General features: G+C 72.8%; 15 protein-coding genes. 11 read left to right on the top strand and 4 right to left on the bottom strand.

Annotated elements, in window-relative coordinates; all coding sequences use genetic code 11:
- Window position 1 precedes the first annotated feature (1 nt).
- Window positions 2-739, bottom strand: a complete 738-nt coding sequence (locus tag HDA43_RS11975) for an SDR family oxidoreductase (RefSeq protein WP_179819818.1) — start codon at window positions 737-739, stop codon at window positions 2-4.
- Window positions 740-883: 144 nt separating this feature from the next.
- Here HDA43_RS11975 and mshA point away from each other — a divergent pair, with 144 nt between their 5' ends.
- From mshA to HDA43_RS11950, 5 genes are all read left to right on the top strand, one after another.
- Window positions 884-2,122, top strand: coding sequence for a D-inositol-3-phosphate glycosyltransferase (gene mshA, locus HDA43_RS11970; RefSeq protein ID WP_218912126.1), 1,239 nt, complete (start codon window positions 884-886; stop codon window positions 2,120-2,122).
- A 121-nt stretch (window positions 2,123-2,243) separates the two neighbouring features.
- Window positions 2,244-2,723, top strand: a complete 480-nt coding sequence (locus HDA43_RS11965) for a type III secretion system chaperone family protein (protein ID WP_179819812.1) — start codon at window positions 2,244-2,246, stop codon at window positions 2,721-2,723.
- Between the two features lie 105 nt (window positions 2,724-2,828).
- Window positions 2,829-3,710, top strand: coding sequence for a cytochrome P450 (locus HDA43_RS11960; protein WP_179819810.1), 882 nt, complete (start codon window positions 2,829-2,831; stop codon window positions 3,708-3,710).
- 60 nt (window positions 3,711-3,770) lie between these two features.
- Complete coding sequence (locus HDA43_RS11955; RefSeq protein WP_312873198.1) at window positions 3,771-4,679, top strand: isocitrate lyase/PEP mutase family protein; 909 nt, start codon at window positions 3,771-3,773, stop codon at window positions 4,677-4,679.
- Between the two features lie 144 nt (window positions 4,680-4,823).
- Entirely contained in the window at window positions 4,824-5,567 is a 744-nt protein-coding gene (locus HDA43_RS11950) for a phosphoglyceromutase (RefSeq protein WP_179819807.1), read from the top strand.
- Window positions 5,568-5,814: 247 nt separating this feature from the next.
- On the opposite strand, the gene phoU is transcribed toward HDA43_RS11950, so the two are convergent.
- Complete coding sequence (phoU, locus tag HDA43_RS11945; RefSeq protein ID WP_179819805.1) at window positions 5,815-6,471, bottom strand: phosphate signaling complex protein PhoU; 657 nt, start codon at window positions 6,469-6,471, stop codon at window positions 5,815-5,817.
- Between the two features lie 146 nt (window positions 6,472-6,617).
- Here phoU and HDA43_RS11940 point away from each other — a divergent pair, with 146 nt between their 5' ends.
- Window positions 6,618-7,814, top strand: coding sequence for a sensor histidine kinase (locus HDA43_RS11940; RefSeq protein WP_179819802.1), 1,197 nt, complete (start codon window positions 6,618-6,620; stop codon window positions 7,812-7,814).
- Window positions 7,811-8,500, top strand: coding sequence for a response regulator (locus tag HDA43_RS11935; protein ID WP_179819799.1), 690 nt, complete (start codon window positions 7,811-7,813; stop codon window positions 8,498-8,500). Before HDA43_RS11940 ends, HDA43_RS11935 begins: the two co-directional genes overlap by 4 nt.
- 90 nt (window positions 8,501-8,590) lie before the next feature.
- Here the strand turns inward: HDA43_RS11935 and HDA43_RS11930 are convergent, their stop codons facing one another.
- Window positions 8,591-9,199 (bottom strand): copper chaperone PCu(A)C domain-containing protein, encoded by a 609-nt coding sequence (locus HDA43_RS11930; protein WP_179819796.1) that lies wholly within the window; start codon window positions 9,197-9,199, stop codon window positions 8,591-8,593.
- 261 nt (window positions 9,200-9,460) lie between these two features.
- On the opposite strand from HDA43_RS11930, the gene HDA43_RS11925 reads away from it, so the two are divergent.
- The 4 genes from HDA43_RS11925 (at window position 9,461) to HDA43_RS11910 (ending at window position 11,363) form a co-directional block, all read left to right on the top strand.
- Window positions 9,461-9,943: a CarD family transcriptional regulator gene (locus HDA43_RS11925; RefSeq protein ID WP_012887713.1), complete on the top strand. Its 483-nt coding sequence runs from the start codon at window positions 9,461-9,463 to the stop codon at window positions 9,941-9,943.
- 17 nt (window positions 9,944-9,960) lie between these two features.
- Window positions 9,961-10,428 (top strand): 2-C-methyl-D-erythritol 2,4-cyclodiphosphate synthase, encoded by a 468-nt coding sequence (ispF, locus tag HDA43_RS11920; protein WP_179819793.1) that lies wholly within the window; start codon window positions 9,961-9,963, stop codon window positions 10,426-10,428.
- 303 nt (window positions 10,429-10,731) lie between these two features.
- Window positions 10,732-10,998 (top strand): GlsB/YeaQ/YmgE family stress response membrane protein, encoded by a 267-nt coding sequence (locus tag HDA43_RS11915; protein WP_179819791.1) that lies wholly within the window; start codon window positions 10,732-10,734, stop codon window positions 10,996-10,998.
- A gap of 92 nt (window positions 10,999-11,090) precedes the next feature.
- Complete coding sequence (locus HDA43_RS11910) at window positions 11,091-11,363, top strand: GlsB/YeaQ/YmgE family stress response membrane protein (protein ID WP_179819789.1); 273 nt, start codon at window positions 11,091-11,093, stop codon at window positions 11,361-11,363.
- A gap of 549 nt (window positions 11,364-11,912) precedes the next feature.
- Here HDA43_RS11910 and HDA43_RS11905 read toward each other — a convergent pair.
- The gene (locus HDA43_RS11905; protein ID WP_179819787.1) at window positions 11,913-13,427 is read right to left on the bottom strand and encodes a DUF2637 domain-containing protein; all 1,515 of its coding nucleotides are present in this window, start codon (window positions 13,425-13,427) and stop codon (window positions 11,913-11,915) included.
- Between the last annotated feature and the right edge of the window lie 50 nt (window positions 13,428-13,477).

The following is a 13,477-nucleotide window of genomic DNA, read 5'->3' as shown; positions in this document are numbered from 1 at the left end:
GTCAGACGCGGTGGACCTTGTGCTGGGCGGCCTGGGCGCGGGGCCGGATGACCAGCCGGTCGATGTTCACGTGGGCGGGGCGGGTGACGCACCAGGCGATGGCGTCGGCGACGTCGTCGGCCGACAGGGGGTCGGGGACGCCCTGGTAGACGTGGCCGGCGGCGGCGGAGTCGCCCCGGAAGCGGTTCAGCGAGAACTCCTCGGTGTGCACCATCCCCGGAGCCACCTCGACGATCCGGACCGGCTCGCCGCACAGCTCCAGCCGCAGCACCTCGGCCATCGAGCTCTGGGCGTGCTTGGCCGCGACGTAACCGCCGCCGCCCTCGTAGGAGACCAGCCCGGCCACCGAGGTGAGCATCAGCAGCACGCCGTCGCCCGACTCGATCAGGCGGGGCAGCAGGGCCCTGGTCATCCGGAGCGAGCCGAGCACGTTGACGTCGTACATCCGCTGCCAGTCGGCCACGTCGGCGCCGGCCACCGGTTCGAGGCCGATCGCGCCGCCCGCGTTGTTCACCAGGACGTCGCAGCGGTCGAGCGAGGCGGCGAACTCGTCCACCGACTCCTGGGAGGTCACGTCCAGGGTCACCGGGCGGATCCCCGGCACCTCGGCGGCCAGGGCGTCGAGCCGGTCGCGGCGCCGCGCGCCCGCCACCACGTCGAACCCCTCGGCGGCCAGCCGGCGCGCCGTGGCCGCGCCGATCCCGCTGCTTGCACCCGTGACGACCGCTGTCTTCCTCATGGCGTCCCATCCTGCCAGGGCGGTTCACCGGTACCCCCGGGGAGTCCGGATGCTGGGAATGTTGCGAAGTATTGAGTGGTTAAAGCGTTTTCGGAGGTGGTGTCCGTGAGGCGACGGCGGGTCAGCCGGGTCGCGACGATCAGCATGCACACGTCCCCCCTGGACCAACCGGGGACCGGGGACGCGGGCGGCATGAACGTCTACATCGTGGAGGTGGCCAAACGCCTGGCCGATCTCGGGATCGAGGTCGAGATCTTCACCAGGCAGACGGCCCGTGACCTGCCCCCGATCGCCGAGATCGTCCCGGGCGTCTCCGTCCGCCACATCACCGCGGGACCGTACGAGGAGCTCGACAAGGGCGACCTGCCCGGCCAGCTCTGCGCCTTCCTGTCGGGCGTGCTGCGCACCGAGGCGATGTACGACCCGGGACGTTACGACCTGATCCACTCCCACTACTGGCTGTCGGGCCAGGTGGGCTGGCTGGCCAAGGAGCGCTGGGGCGTGCCGCTGGTGCACACCATGCACACCATGGCCAAGGTGAAGAACCTCCTGCTGGCCGAGGACGACAAGCCCGAGCCCGCGGGGCGGGTGCTGGGCGAGGAGCAGGTCGTCCAGATCGCCGACCGCCTGGTGGCCAACACCCCGACCGAGGCCCGCGAGCTCGTCGACCTGTACGGCGCCACCCCCGGCCGCGTCGCCGTCGTCAGCCCCGGGGTGAACCTCGGCGTCTTCCGGCCCGGGTCCCGCAGGGCGGCCCGCCACCGGCTCGGCCTGCCGCGCGACGCCCACGTGCTGCTGTTCGTGGGCCGGGTGCAGCCGCTCAAGGCCCCCGACGTGCTGCTGCGCGCCGCGGCCCGGATGATCGCTCAGCGTCCCTCGCTCCGGCGGACGCTCATCGTCGCCTGCGTCGGCGGCCTCAGCGGCAACGGCCTGAGCCGGCCCTCGTACCTGTCCGACCTGGCCGCCTCCCTGGGCATCGAGGACGTCGTCAGGATCGTCCCGCCGGCACCCCAGCCGGAACTGGCCGACTGGTACCGCGCGGCCGACGTCACCGCCGTCCCCTCGCACAACGAGTCGTTCGGCCTGGTCGCCCTGGAGTCGCAGGCCTGCGGCACCCCGGTCGCCGCGGCCTCCGTGGGCGGCCTGCGCACCGCCGTGCGCGACGGCGTCTCCGGCGTGCTCGTCGAGGGTCACGACCCGCACGACTGGGGGCGGGTGCTCACCCGGTTCGTGGACCGGCCCGCCTGGCGCGACGCGCTGTCGGCGGGCGCGGTGAACCACGCGGCGGCCTTCGGGTGGTCGGCCACCGCCGCCCGCCTCTCGGAGGTCTACGCCGGAGCGATGGCGCACCTGCACCGCGTCCCGATCGCCGTCTCCTGCTGACCCCGCGTCCCGCCGTCTCCCGCCGACCTCCCGCGTCGTCCGTCTCCGTCCCGCCGTCTCCCGCCGCCCGCCCGCTCTCCGAGTCGCGCCCCTCCTCGCGGGCGGCTCGTAGGGTGGACGCATGCGCGAAGTGATCGAGGCGGCGCTGAAAGGCGCTGAGGTCTCCTACGAGGAGCCCCGGCCGGGGGCATTCCTGGTCAAACTCCCCGGCCAGCACAAGCTCGCCACCATGACATGGTTGATCGTCGGCGACCAGGCGCTGCACGTCGAGGCGTTCTTCTGCCGCCAGCCCGACGAGAACCACGTCGAGTTCTACCGCTGGCTGCTGACCAAGAACGGCTCCATGTACGGTGTGCACTTCGCCCTCGACCCCGTCGGCGACGTCTACCTCGTCGGCCGGGTGCCGCTCGCCGCGGTCTCCGAGGAGGAGATCGACCGGCTGCTGGGCTGCGTGCTGACCTACTCGGACGAGGGTTTCGACCGGGCGCTGGAGCTGGGCTTCGCCTCCTCGATCCGGCGCGAGTGGGAGTGGCGCGCCAAGCGCGGCGAGTCGCTGGCCAACCTCAGGGCGTTCGCCCGGTTCGCCGAGCCCGGCCACTGAGCCCGGCTGCCGGGCCCGGCCACTGAGCCCGGTTCGCCGAGCCCGGCCGCGCCCCGCCGGACGTTTCGGTCGGCGCCGAAGGGTTCCGCGCCTAGCGTACGGGTCATGACCTCTCAGCCGAACAGCGCGGCCCGGCCGGCCCAGCCGGTGGTCGTGAGCCGTTACGACGAGGTGCGGGCGCTCCTGGCCGATCCCGCCCTGACCGTGCCCGCCGTGCCGCGGCCGCCCTTCTCGCTGACCGTGGCCTGGCTGCGCGGCGCGGTCGGCCGTTTCGCCGACGGCCCGGTGCACGCCGCCCGCCGGGCCGCGTCGGTGGGCGTGCTCGCCGGACTGGACGAGCGGGCGCTGCGCGCCGAGGCGTTCCGGCGGGCGGCGGGGCATCCCGGCCCGGAACTGGTGCCGGTCGAGGTGCTGGCCGTCGCGCTGGGTGTGCGGGCCGAGGACGGCGCGCGGGCCGCACGGGCGGTCGCGGCCCTCGCCCCGGCCTACCTGCCCCCCGCGACCCCGCCCTCCCCGGTCGCCTCGCCCGTCCAGGCCGCCCCGGACGATGCCGCGGCCGACGCGGGCCTGGCCGAGTTGTCGCGGCTGCTCGGCGACCCGGAGCCGGAGCGGCTCGCCGTACTGGCCGGGCTGCTCGCCCAGGCGTGCGCGGCGACCGCCGATCTCGTCCGGAACGCGCTGGCGGCGGACGCCGGCCCCTGCCCGGTGGAGGACCTGCTGGCCGAGACGCTGCGCCACGACCCGCCGGTGCGGACGCTGCGCCGCGTCGCCGTACGGCAGGCCGCCGGGGGAGTCCCGGCCGGGACGACGGTGCTGCTGGACGTGGCCGCGGCCAACCGGGATCCGCACGTGTTCGACGACCCGGACCGCTTCCGGCCCGGCCGTTCCCCGCGGCACCTGACCTTCGGGGCGGGACCGCGGCCCTGCCCCGCCGAGCGGATCGCGCTGGCGCTGGCGGCCGGTGTGGTCGAGGCGATACGGCGATGACGATCGAGGCGGTACGGCGATGACGATCGAGGCGGTACGGCGATGACCGGAGGGATGGGAGTGACGAAGGCGATGGGTACGGAGGCGGCGATGGGGACGAGGGAGACGAGGGTGGCGGGGATGGAAGCGGCGAAGACGGCGGGTGGCGCGACGGCGACGGCGTTCGAGCGTTTCAGGGCGCTGCACCACGGCCCGGAGCCGCTGTTGCTGCCCAACGCCTGGGACCACGCCTCGGCCGCGGTGCTGGCGGCGGCCGGGTTCGCGGCCGTGGGGACCACCAGCCTGGGGGTGGCCGCCGCGGCGGGCAAGCCGGACGCCGCGGGCGCGACACGCGCCGAGACGCTGGCGCTGGCCCGCCGGATCGCGCATCTGGACGTTCCGGTCACGGTGGACATCGAGGACGGTTTCGGCGGCTCACCCGCCCAGGTCGCCGAACTGGCCGGGAGCCTGGCCGCCATGGGGATCGCGGGCGTCAACGTCGAGGACGGCCGCGGTGACCGGCTGGCCGATCCCGCCGAGCAGGCGGAGCTGATCAAGGCGATCAAGGACAGCGCGCCGCACCTGTTCGTCAACGCCCGCACCGACCCGTTCTGGCTGGGCATGCCCGGCGCCCTCGCCGAGGCCGTACGGCGGGTGCGGATCTACGCCGACGCCGGAGCCGACGGGGTGTTCGTCCCGGGCGCGACCGCCGGGCGGGACCTGGAGACGCTCGCCGCGGCGGCCGGGGTGCCGCTGAACGTGCTCGTCCAGCCGGGGGTGCCGCAGTCCCGGCTGGCGGAGCTGGGGGTGCGGCGGATCAGCTTCGGCTCGCTGCTGTTCCGCGCGGCGCTGGGCGCGATCACGGGTACGGCGCGGGCCGTCGCCGCGGGCGGCCACCCGGTCGCCGAGGTCCCCTCCTACGACGAGATCCAGCGGCTGGCGGGTCCCGAGGACGAGGAAGGGCCGACGACCGGCGGACCCCGACGGTGAGGAGGCCCGGCGGGCGGCGGGTTCCGGCGGCAGGGGAGATCCGGCGGCCGGCGGACCTCGACGGTGAGAAGACCCGGCGGGCGGAGGACCCCGACGCAGTGGCCGCTCCGTAGCGGGGCGCGGGCACGCTCTAGGCTTGTCCGCATGGCGACTTTGGTGCTGTTGCGGCATGGCGAAAGCGAATGGAACGCCAAGGGGCTGTTCACCGGGTGGGTGGACGCCGGGCTGTCGGAAAAGGGCGAGGAGGAGGCGCGGCGCGGCGGTCGGCTGCTGGTGGAGGCCGGGGTGCGGCCCGACGTGCTCCACACCTCGGTGCTGACCCGGGCGATCCAGACCGCGAACCTCGCGCTGGGCACCGCGGACCTGCTCTGGCTCCCGGTCAACCGCTCCTGGCGGCTCAACGAGCGTCACTACGGCGCGCTCCAGGGCAAGGACAAGGCCCAGACCCGGGCCGAGTTCGGTGACGAGCAGTTCATGCTCTGGCGCCGCTCCTACGACGTCCCGCCGCCTCCGATCGCCGACGACGACGAGTTCTCGCAGGCCGGCGACCCGCGCTACACCCTGCTGCCGGGCGAGCTGATGCCGCGGACCGAGTGCCTCAAGGACGTCGTCGAGCGGATGCTGCCCTACTGGTACGACCGGATCGTCCCCGACCTGGCGGCGGGCCGTACCGTCCTGGTCGTCGCGCACGGCAACTCGCTGCGGGCGCTGGTCAAGCACCTCGATCAGATCGGCGACGACGAGATCGCCGGGCTCAACATCCCCACCGGCATCCCGCTCCGCTACGAGCTGGACGACGACTTCCACCCGGTGGTCAAGGGCGGCGAGTACCTCGACCCAGAGGCCGCCGCGTCCGCCATCGAGGCCGTGGCCAACCAGGGCCGGTAGGCCCCGAGGGGCCGCCCCGGCGTGACCGGAGCGGCCCGCCGCCGGCCCAGAACGAGGCCACGGGAAAGGCCCGCCCCCGGCCGAAAGCGAAACCATGGGAACCACGGGAAACCACGTGAAAAGGGGAGAGGCCCGCCGCGCCGACGGGCCCTTCCCCCTCCCCCGATCCCGCGTTTCCGCTCCCGGTTTCCGCGGTGACGGTGCCCACCGGCTCCCGATCCGGTGATTCCGTGGTCCCGCGGTTCCGCTACAGGACGCCGTCCTGCGGCCGGGAACCGGTCACCAGGTAGACCACGTCGTTGGCGATGCGGACCGCGTGGTCGGCGTAGCGCTCGTAGTAGCGGCCGATCAGCGTCACGTCGATGGCAGGCTCGACGCCGTGCTTCCAGTCGTCGGCCAGCAGGATCTTGAACAGTCGGCGGTGCAGCCGGTCCATGGCGTCGTCGTCGCCGTGCATCTCCATGGCGGACTCCACGTCGCGCGAGGCGATGCAGCTGCCGGTCTTGGTGACCAGGCGCTCGGCGACCTGCCCCATCTCCAGGATGGTGGCGCGCAGCTCCGGCGGGATCGCCGACTCCGGGTGGCGCAGCCGTACGACCTTGGCCACGTGCTCGGCGAGGTCGCCCATCCGCTCCAGGTCGGTGCCCATCCGCAGGGCGGCGATGACCATGCGGAGGTCGACGGCCACCGGCTGCTGCCGGGCCATCAGGTCGAAGATCGACGCCTCCATCTCCGCGAAGAGCCGATCGACCTCCTCGTCCTGGGAGATGACGCTCTCCGCGAGCTGGAGATCGGAGTCCAGCAGGGCGGTGGTGGCCCGGGAGATCCCGGAACGCACCAGGCGGGTCATCTCGATCAGCCGGTCGGTGAGGGCGTCGAGTTCTTCGTGATAGAGGTCGCGCATGGCCCTCAACGTACGCGGGCGACGGTGAACGAACCCCGACCGTAAAGTGAACATTGCGGGAAAGGCCGTTGTAGTGCCGCTCTGAGCTGCCTGAAGGGGAAAACGCCCGCCTACCATCGGGACCGTGAAGCCTACAGGAGGACCGCATGAGTGAGCTGCTGGCGAGCTTGGCCGCGCTGGCCGGCTTCGTCGTCGGAGCGCTGGCCGTGATGGTCGTCCGGCACAACATCGAGGGACGGCGTGTCGTGCTGACGCCGGTGGACGACGTCGCGCCCGGTGCGCTGCCACCGGGCGTCGCCTCCGTGCTGGCCGTGCTGCCGTCCTCGGCGGTCGTGCTCGACAGGGACGACAGGGTGCTCCGGGCCAGTTCGGCCGCCCGGGCGTTCGGCCTCGTCAAGGGTGACCACCTGGTGGTGGCCGAGCTCCTCGCGATGGCCAGGCGGGTCCGCCGGGACGGCGAGATCCGGGAGAACGAGATCGAGGTCGCCGGGCACAAGTTCGGCCAGGACTCCACCTGCTTCGCGGTCCGGGTCGCCCCGCTGGGCTCCTACGGCCAGGTGCTCGTGCTCGCCGAGGACCAGACCGAGCACCGCCGGGTCGAGGCGGTGCGCCGCGACTTCGTCGCCAACGTGAGCCACGAGCTCAAGACGCCGGTGGGCGCGCTGTCGCTGCTGGCCGAGACCATCCAGGACGCCGCCGACGACCCCGAGGCGGTCACCCGCTTCGCCGGGCGGATGCAGCACGAGGCCGCCCGCCTGACCTACCTCGTCCAGGACCTCATCACGCTCTCCCGCATCCAGGGGGCCGAACCCATCCCCACCCCGGGGCCCGTCCCGATCGACGACGCCGTGCACGAGGCCATCGACCGCTGCAATACCACCGCCGCGGCCAAGAACATCAGCCTGGTCACCGGGGGCGTCGAGGGCCTGCGGATCTGGGGCGACGACGAGCTCCTCGTCACCGCGCTGCGCAACCTCATCGACAACGCGGTCGCCTACAGCCCCGAGCAGACCCGGGTCGTGGTCAGCGCGCGTGCCGTGGGCCCGCACCACGAGTCGATCGAGATCAGCGTGAGCGACCAGGGGATCGGCATCCCGGAGAGCGCCCAGGAGCGGATCTTCGAGCGGTTCTTCCGCGTCGACGCCGCCCGCTCGCGCGCCACCGGGGGCACCGGCCTCGGCCTGGCCATCGTCAAACACGTCGCCGCCGCCCACAACGGCGCGGTGACGGTGTGGAGCAAGGAAGGCTCCGGCTCCACCTTCACCCTCCGCCTGCCCGCGTTCGGCGGACAGGCGGTAGCCGTACCCCGTAACACCCCGATCCCCCTGGAGGCCGCGCAGTGACCCGCGTGCTTGTCGTCGAGGACGAGGAGTCCTTCTCCGACGCCCTGTCCTACATGCTGCGCAAGGAGGGCTTCGAGGTCGCGGTCGCGGCCACCGGCCCCGAGGCGCTGGACGCCTACGACCGCAACGGCGCAGACCTGGTGCTGCTGGACCTGATGCTGCCCGGCCTGCCGGGGACCGAGGTCTGCCGCTCGCTGCGCCAGCGTTCCAACGTCCCGGTGATCATGCTCACCGCCAAGGACAGCGAGATCGACAAGGTCGTCGGGCTGGAGCTGGGCGCCGACGACTACGTGACCAAGCCGTTCTCCTCCCGGGAGCTGGTGGCCCGCATCCGCGCGGTGCTGCGCCGTCAGGGCGACACCGAGGAGACGGAGTCGGCGGTGCTGACCGCCGGCCCGGTCCGGATGGACGTCGACCGGCACGTCGTCGCCGTCCGGGGTGACCAGGTGCAGCTCCCGCTGAAGGAGTTCGAGCTGCTGGAGGTGCTGCTGCGCAACGCCGGCCGGGTGCTCACCCGGGGCCAGCTCATCGACCGGGTCTGGGGCGCCGACTACGTGGGCGACACCAAGACCCTGGACGTGCACGTCAAGCGGCTGCGAGCCAAGGTCGAGGCGGATCCCTCCAACCCGCGCTGCATCCTCACGGTCCGCGGGCTGGGCTACAAGTTCGACCCCGTGGAGGGCTGACGAAGGGGGCGTGCGGGAAGTCGTCCCGCACGCCCCCTTCGCATGTTCACGGTGGCGCGGCCGACGCGGAATCGCGCGGGCCGCCGCCGGTCACTCGGTGGTGGAGGGGCTGGGGGACGGCGACGCCGTCGCGCCCTCCGAGGGGCTCGCCGACGGCGTGGCGGACGGCGTGGACGACTGGTCCCCGCCCGGCGCCGGGGCCAGGGTGGCGAACTCGCGGCTACGGGTGATGACGGGAACCGTCACCGGGATGATGCCCGCGTTGGCGAACTGCAGCTGGATCTTGATGCTCTCCCCGCCGCCCAGGGGCTGCTTCAGGCCCTCCACCACGATGGTGGGCGTGGGCGTGCCGATCCGCACGCCCTGACCCGTCTTGAGCTCGACGGGTGCGGGGATCTTCGCGGTGCCCACGGCCGGGTCGATGCCGACGCCGACGAGCTGGTCGGCGGTCCGCGCGCTGTTGACCAGCGACATGTACAGCGGGATCGCCCCACCGGCCTGGATCTTCGAGCCGGGCTCGGGGCCGAGGAAGAACGCCTGGGAGATGTCGATGCCGTTCTGCCTGACGGTGACGGCCTCGGTCGGGTGGTAGGGCTTGCTGGTGTTGGCGTCCTCCCCGGTACCGCAGCCGGCCAGGACGGGGGCGGCGGCGAGGAACGCGGCGGCGGCGATCGCCCAGCGACGGCTGTTGCGGGTCACGGTACGGGGTCTCCTTGTCACACTGGATGCAGGACAGGGCCAACCCTATCCGTGTCCAATACCGGGTTTTCCGGCGGCCCACCTGATCGCGGAGGAGTGCCGAATGCAGGTGGGGACCGCTTTTCAGCCTGCCGATTCACAGGAGAGAATATTTGTCAAGCCATAAGATGCCGCTTTGACCTGCAGTTATGGTGATTTCACTGTTCCGGGAGGCTGTGGATACGTGGTACTCTTGAGTACAGCGGAAGGGGTACTTGTCACATGACTTTCCAGGTCGGCGACACTGTCGTCTACCCCCACCACGGGGCTGCTCGGATCGAGGCAATCACGACCCGGACCATCAAGGGTGAGGAAAGGACCTACCTGGTCCTCAAGGTCGACAAGGGCGACCTTACCGTCCAGGTGCCGGCAGACAACGCCGAACTCGTCGGCGTTCGCGATGTCGTCGGTCAAGAGGGCCTTGAGCGCGTTTTCGACGTGCTTCGCATGCCTCACACCGAAGAGCCCACGAACTGGTCCCGCCGCTACAAGGCCAACTTGGAGAAGCTGGCGTCCGGTGACGTCAACAAGGTGGCCGAGGTCGTTCGCGACCTGTGGCGACGAGACAAGGAGCGCGGGCTCTCCGCAGGAGAGAAGCGAATGCTGGCCAAGGCCCGGCAGATCCTGGTCAGCGAGCTCGCGCTCGCGGAGAAGACCAACGAGGACAAGGCCGAGGCACTTCTGGACGAGGTTCTCAACTCCTGAACACGATATTTCCGCGGGTGGGCGTCGGAGTCGACGTCCACCCGTTCGCATCCGGTCGCGAGTTGCACCTCGCGGGGCTCCACTGGCCTGGAGAGACCGGTCTCGCCGGGCACTCCGACGGTGACGCGGCGGCCCACGCCGCCTGTGACGCGCTGCTGTCCGCGGCGGGTCTCGGTGACCTCGGCGGGCTGTTCGGCACCGCGGACCCCCGCTGGGCGGGCGCTTCCGGCGTCACCCTGCTGGGCGAGGCCGCCCGTACGGTGCGCGCGGCCGGCTTCGAGATCGGCAACGTGGCCGTCCAGGTGATCGGCAACCGGCCCAAGCTCGCGCCGCGACGGGTCGAGGCGGAGAGGGCGCTCTCGGCGGTCGTGGGCGCACCGGTGAGCGTCAGCGCCACCACGACCGACGGCCTGGGCCTCACCGGGCGCGGTGAGGGCGTGGCGGCCGTCGCGACCGCGATCGTGATGAGCCGGAACCCGTCATGACGATTCGGAACCCGGGGGAGGGCCTCGCCTGACGCGGCGTCGTCGGACCCGGGAGCGTCTCCTGGCGCGGCGCGCCAGGACCCGGAGGCGGATGTCCCCCGGCGGGTGAACCCGAACCGGGAGGCGGACGTCTCCTTTACGAACGCGAAAGCGTTCCGGCGGGCGGTGCGGAATGCCCGCCGAGGTATTCGGGGCGGTGGCCCGTCAACTGGCGCGGTGCGGGCCACCACCTTTCCCGAATGACCGGTGAACGTCCTGGGTAACCCCCTGATGACATGCTCCGTATCGGGGGGAGAGCCGGACATGCTCGGATCCATCATCGCCGCGATCATCATCGGCGCCGTCATCGGGGCGCTGGCGCGCCTCATCCTTCCCGGCCGGCAGAACATCTCCATCGGCATGACGGTCATCGTCGGCATCGTCGCCGCGCTCATCGGCACCGCCATCGCCGCCGCTCTCGGGCTCGCCGACACACCGGGGATCGACTGGTGGGAACACCTCATCCAGCTCGCACTCGCGGTCATCGGGGTGCTGGCCGTCGCCCAGATGCAGCCGCGGAAAAGTCCCTGATCCAGGATTTCCCGGCCGCCGCGCATAACTCCGGCCCGGAGGGTAGCGAGCTTCCCGTGAGGTGAAGATCTCATCCCATTGAGGAGGTTGATATGACCATCGCGTCCATCCTCGGGGCCATCGTCATCGGCGCCATCGTCGGCGCCCTCGGTCGTCTCGTGCTTCCCGGCCGGCAGCCGATCGGCTGGTTCCTGACCATCGCCGTCGGCATCGTCGCCGCGCTCATCGGCACCGCGATCGCCCAGTCCCTCGGCGTGGCCACCACGGACGGCATCGACTGGATCGAGCTTGTCATGCAGATCGTCCTCGCCGCCGTCGGTGTCGGCCTGGTCGCCGGTCTGCGACGGTCGCGCTCCAGGGTGTGAGCCATCGGCGTGTAACGGCCCGCGACGTGAGCCGCCGCCGGGTCCCGTTCCGCGGATCTCCCCCGCAGCGGGCGGGAGATCCGCGGAACGGGACCCGGCGGCGGTCCCGCGGAATAGAACGACCGGTACGGCGGGGCCCGGCCCCGATCGCCTCGCCGTGACCCGGAAGAACGCCCTCCGGCCCGGAGGTGAAGGCGGCGGCCCGCACGGCGCCACCGCCTTCGCGGGTGACCTGCTCGGCTGGCCCGACAGGCGAGTAGGTCACCACCGTTCCGACCATTTCCCGACATGTCGTGAGGTGGTCGGCCCCGGTCCATCCGGGGACGGGCGCGGAGGTGAGCAGGGCGCCGGTCCGCAGTGGGGCGCCGCTCACCGAGGTGTGAGCGAATAGCTGCGGGCCGGTCCGGCATCGGGCAGAGGGCGGTGGCCGCGTCACGACGCGGCCACCGCCCTCTGTCATGGGTCGGCACCTTGCCGGCCGAGGCCGGGCGAGCGTACGGCGTCACGGGGACGGGTCGCACGGTGGCGCGGGGACGGCCGGTCAGGACCTCACTCGTCCGGCGGGGTGGGCGTGCTCCGCATGCGCCCCGAGGGCGGCGGGGCCGTGGCCGAGCCGCCGTCCGCGGACCCCTCGCCGGGGTCGGCGGTCTCGGCGCTGTGCGCCGGATCGGGATCCGGGACAGAACCCGCCGCCCCGGACCTCCCCGCCGGATCCCGCTCCTCGTCCCCGCTCTCGTCCTTGTCGGGGATCGCGAGCATCGGCTGGGTGTCGGCCCCGCGCTCGTCGGCCTCTTGCCCGGCGGCCCCGGCCTCCGGTGCGGCGGGGCGGAGCGGATGGACCAGCACGTCACCCTTCGAGGGACGAAGCAGATCCCCCCAGCGCACCGGCCTGCCGGGCGTGGGAGCGGCGGTCGGCTCGGGGGCGGGCGGGGTCTCGGAGGACTCCCGGACGACGGGCGGCTCGACGGTCGGCTCGGGGGCGGTGGAGTCCTCGGAGCCGGAAGGCTCGAATCCGGTGGAGGGCCTGGAACCGGTGGGCGCTTCGGGAGCCGTAGGACGCGCAGGGACGGGGTCCGGGTCCGGATCGCCGGTCGGCGGCAGTTCGTCGACCTCGGGGGTCTCCGGGGCCGGGGTGGGGCCGACCAGCGGAACGGCGGGCGGCAGGTCGTGGTGCGGCGCCGACTCCAGCGGCGGGGCGGCCTGCGGATCGAGCGGGGTCTCCACCGGAGCGTGATGGACCGGTTCCCCGGGCGGGGTGTGCGGGGCACGCTCCACGGGACGGGCGGCCCGCGGGCGATCGCCGTCGGCTGTGCCGTCCGCTGTGTCGTCCGTCGCGTCGGTCGGGGCGGCGTATGGGGTGGCGCTCGGCGAACGCGTGCTCGCGGTGGCCGAGGGGCCGTCCGCGATGGGGCCGGAGGCGCCGCCCGGGGAGGACGTGCCCGCGACGGGGCCGGAGGCGGCGTCCGGGAACGGCACGATGTCACCGCGGTCCCGCCACCCGGCCTCGTCCCCGGTGCCCCCGGTGTACCCGCCGTGGCCGTTCCGGCCCGCCGTACCCGGGCCGGACGCGGTCCGCCGGCCGGCGCCGTGCTTGATCAGCAGGAACCAGAGCCACAGCGCCAGCAGCACCATCACCCACGGGGCGACGGCCACCCCGACGGCCGCCTGCCGTACGTCCACCGGGGCCCGCATCGCCGTGGTCACCTCGGCGGCGGACGCGGCGGCGAGCAGCAACGCCAGCACCAGGCCCGCCTGCAGACGGGCCGGCCAGCGGCCGTTCCACAGCAGCAGCGCGGCGGTCATCGCGATGACGAGCAGCGCGTCGAAGGCCGCGGGGTACAGGTAGGCCAGTCCGGGATCCGCCTCGCCGGTCACGGCGAGCGCGCGCAGATCCTCGAAGGAGAGCACGCACGCGGCGGCGGTGAGGGCGGCCACGCAGATCCCGGCGAGGGCGATTCCGGCGCGGCGTAACACGATCGCCGTCCTGCTCGGCCGGGCGGGTGCGGGCAGGGGCGCAGACGGGCGGGAGACCGGGTCTGCCGCCGCGGGGGGTTTCACGTCCATGGCCCTTCGAGCCTACAGAATCGGTCACGGAATGATCGGTCCGGCGAACC

This window comes from Streptosporangium sandarakinum (assembly GCF_013409935.1).
GTDB lineage: Bacteria > Actinomycetota > Actinomycetes > Streptosporangiales > Streptosporangiaceae > Streptosporangium > Streptosporangium nondiastaticum.
Note: the sequence above shows the minus strand (reverse complement) of the source record. Positions and strands in the feature narration are given on the sequence as shown.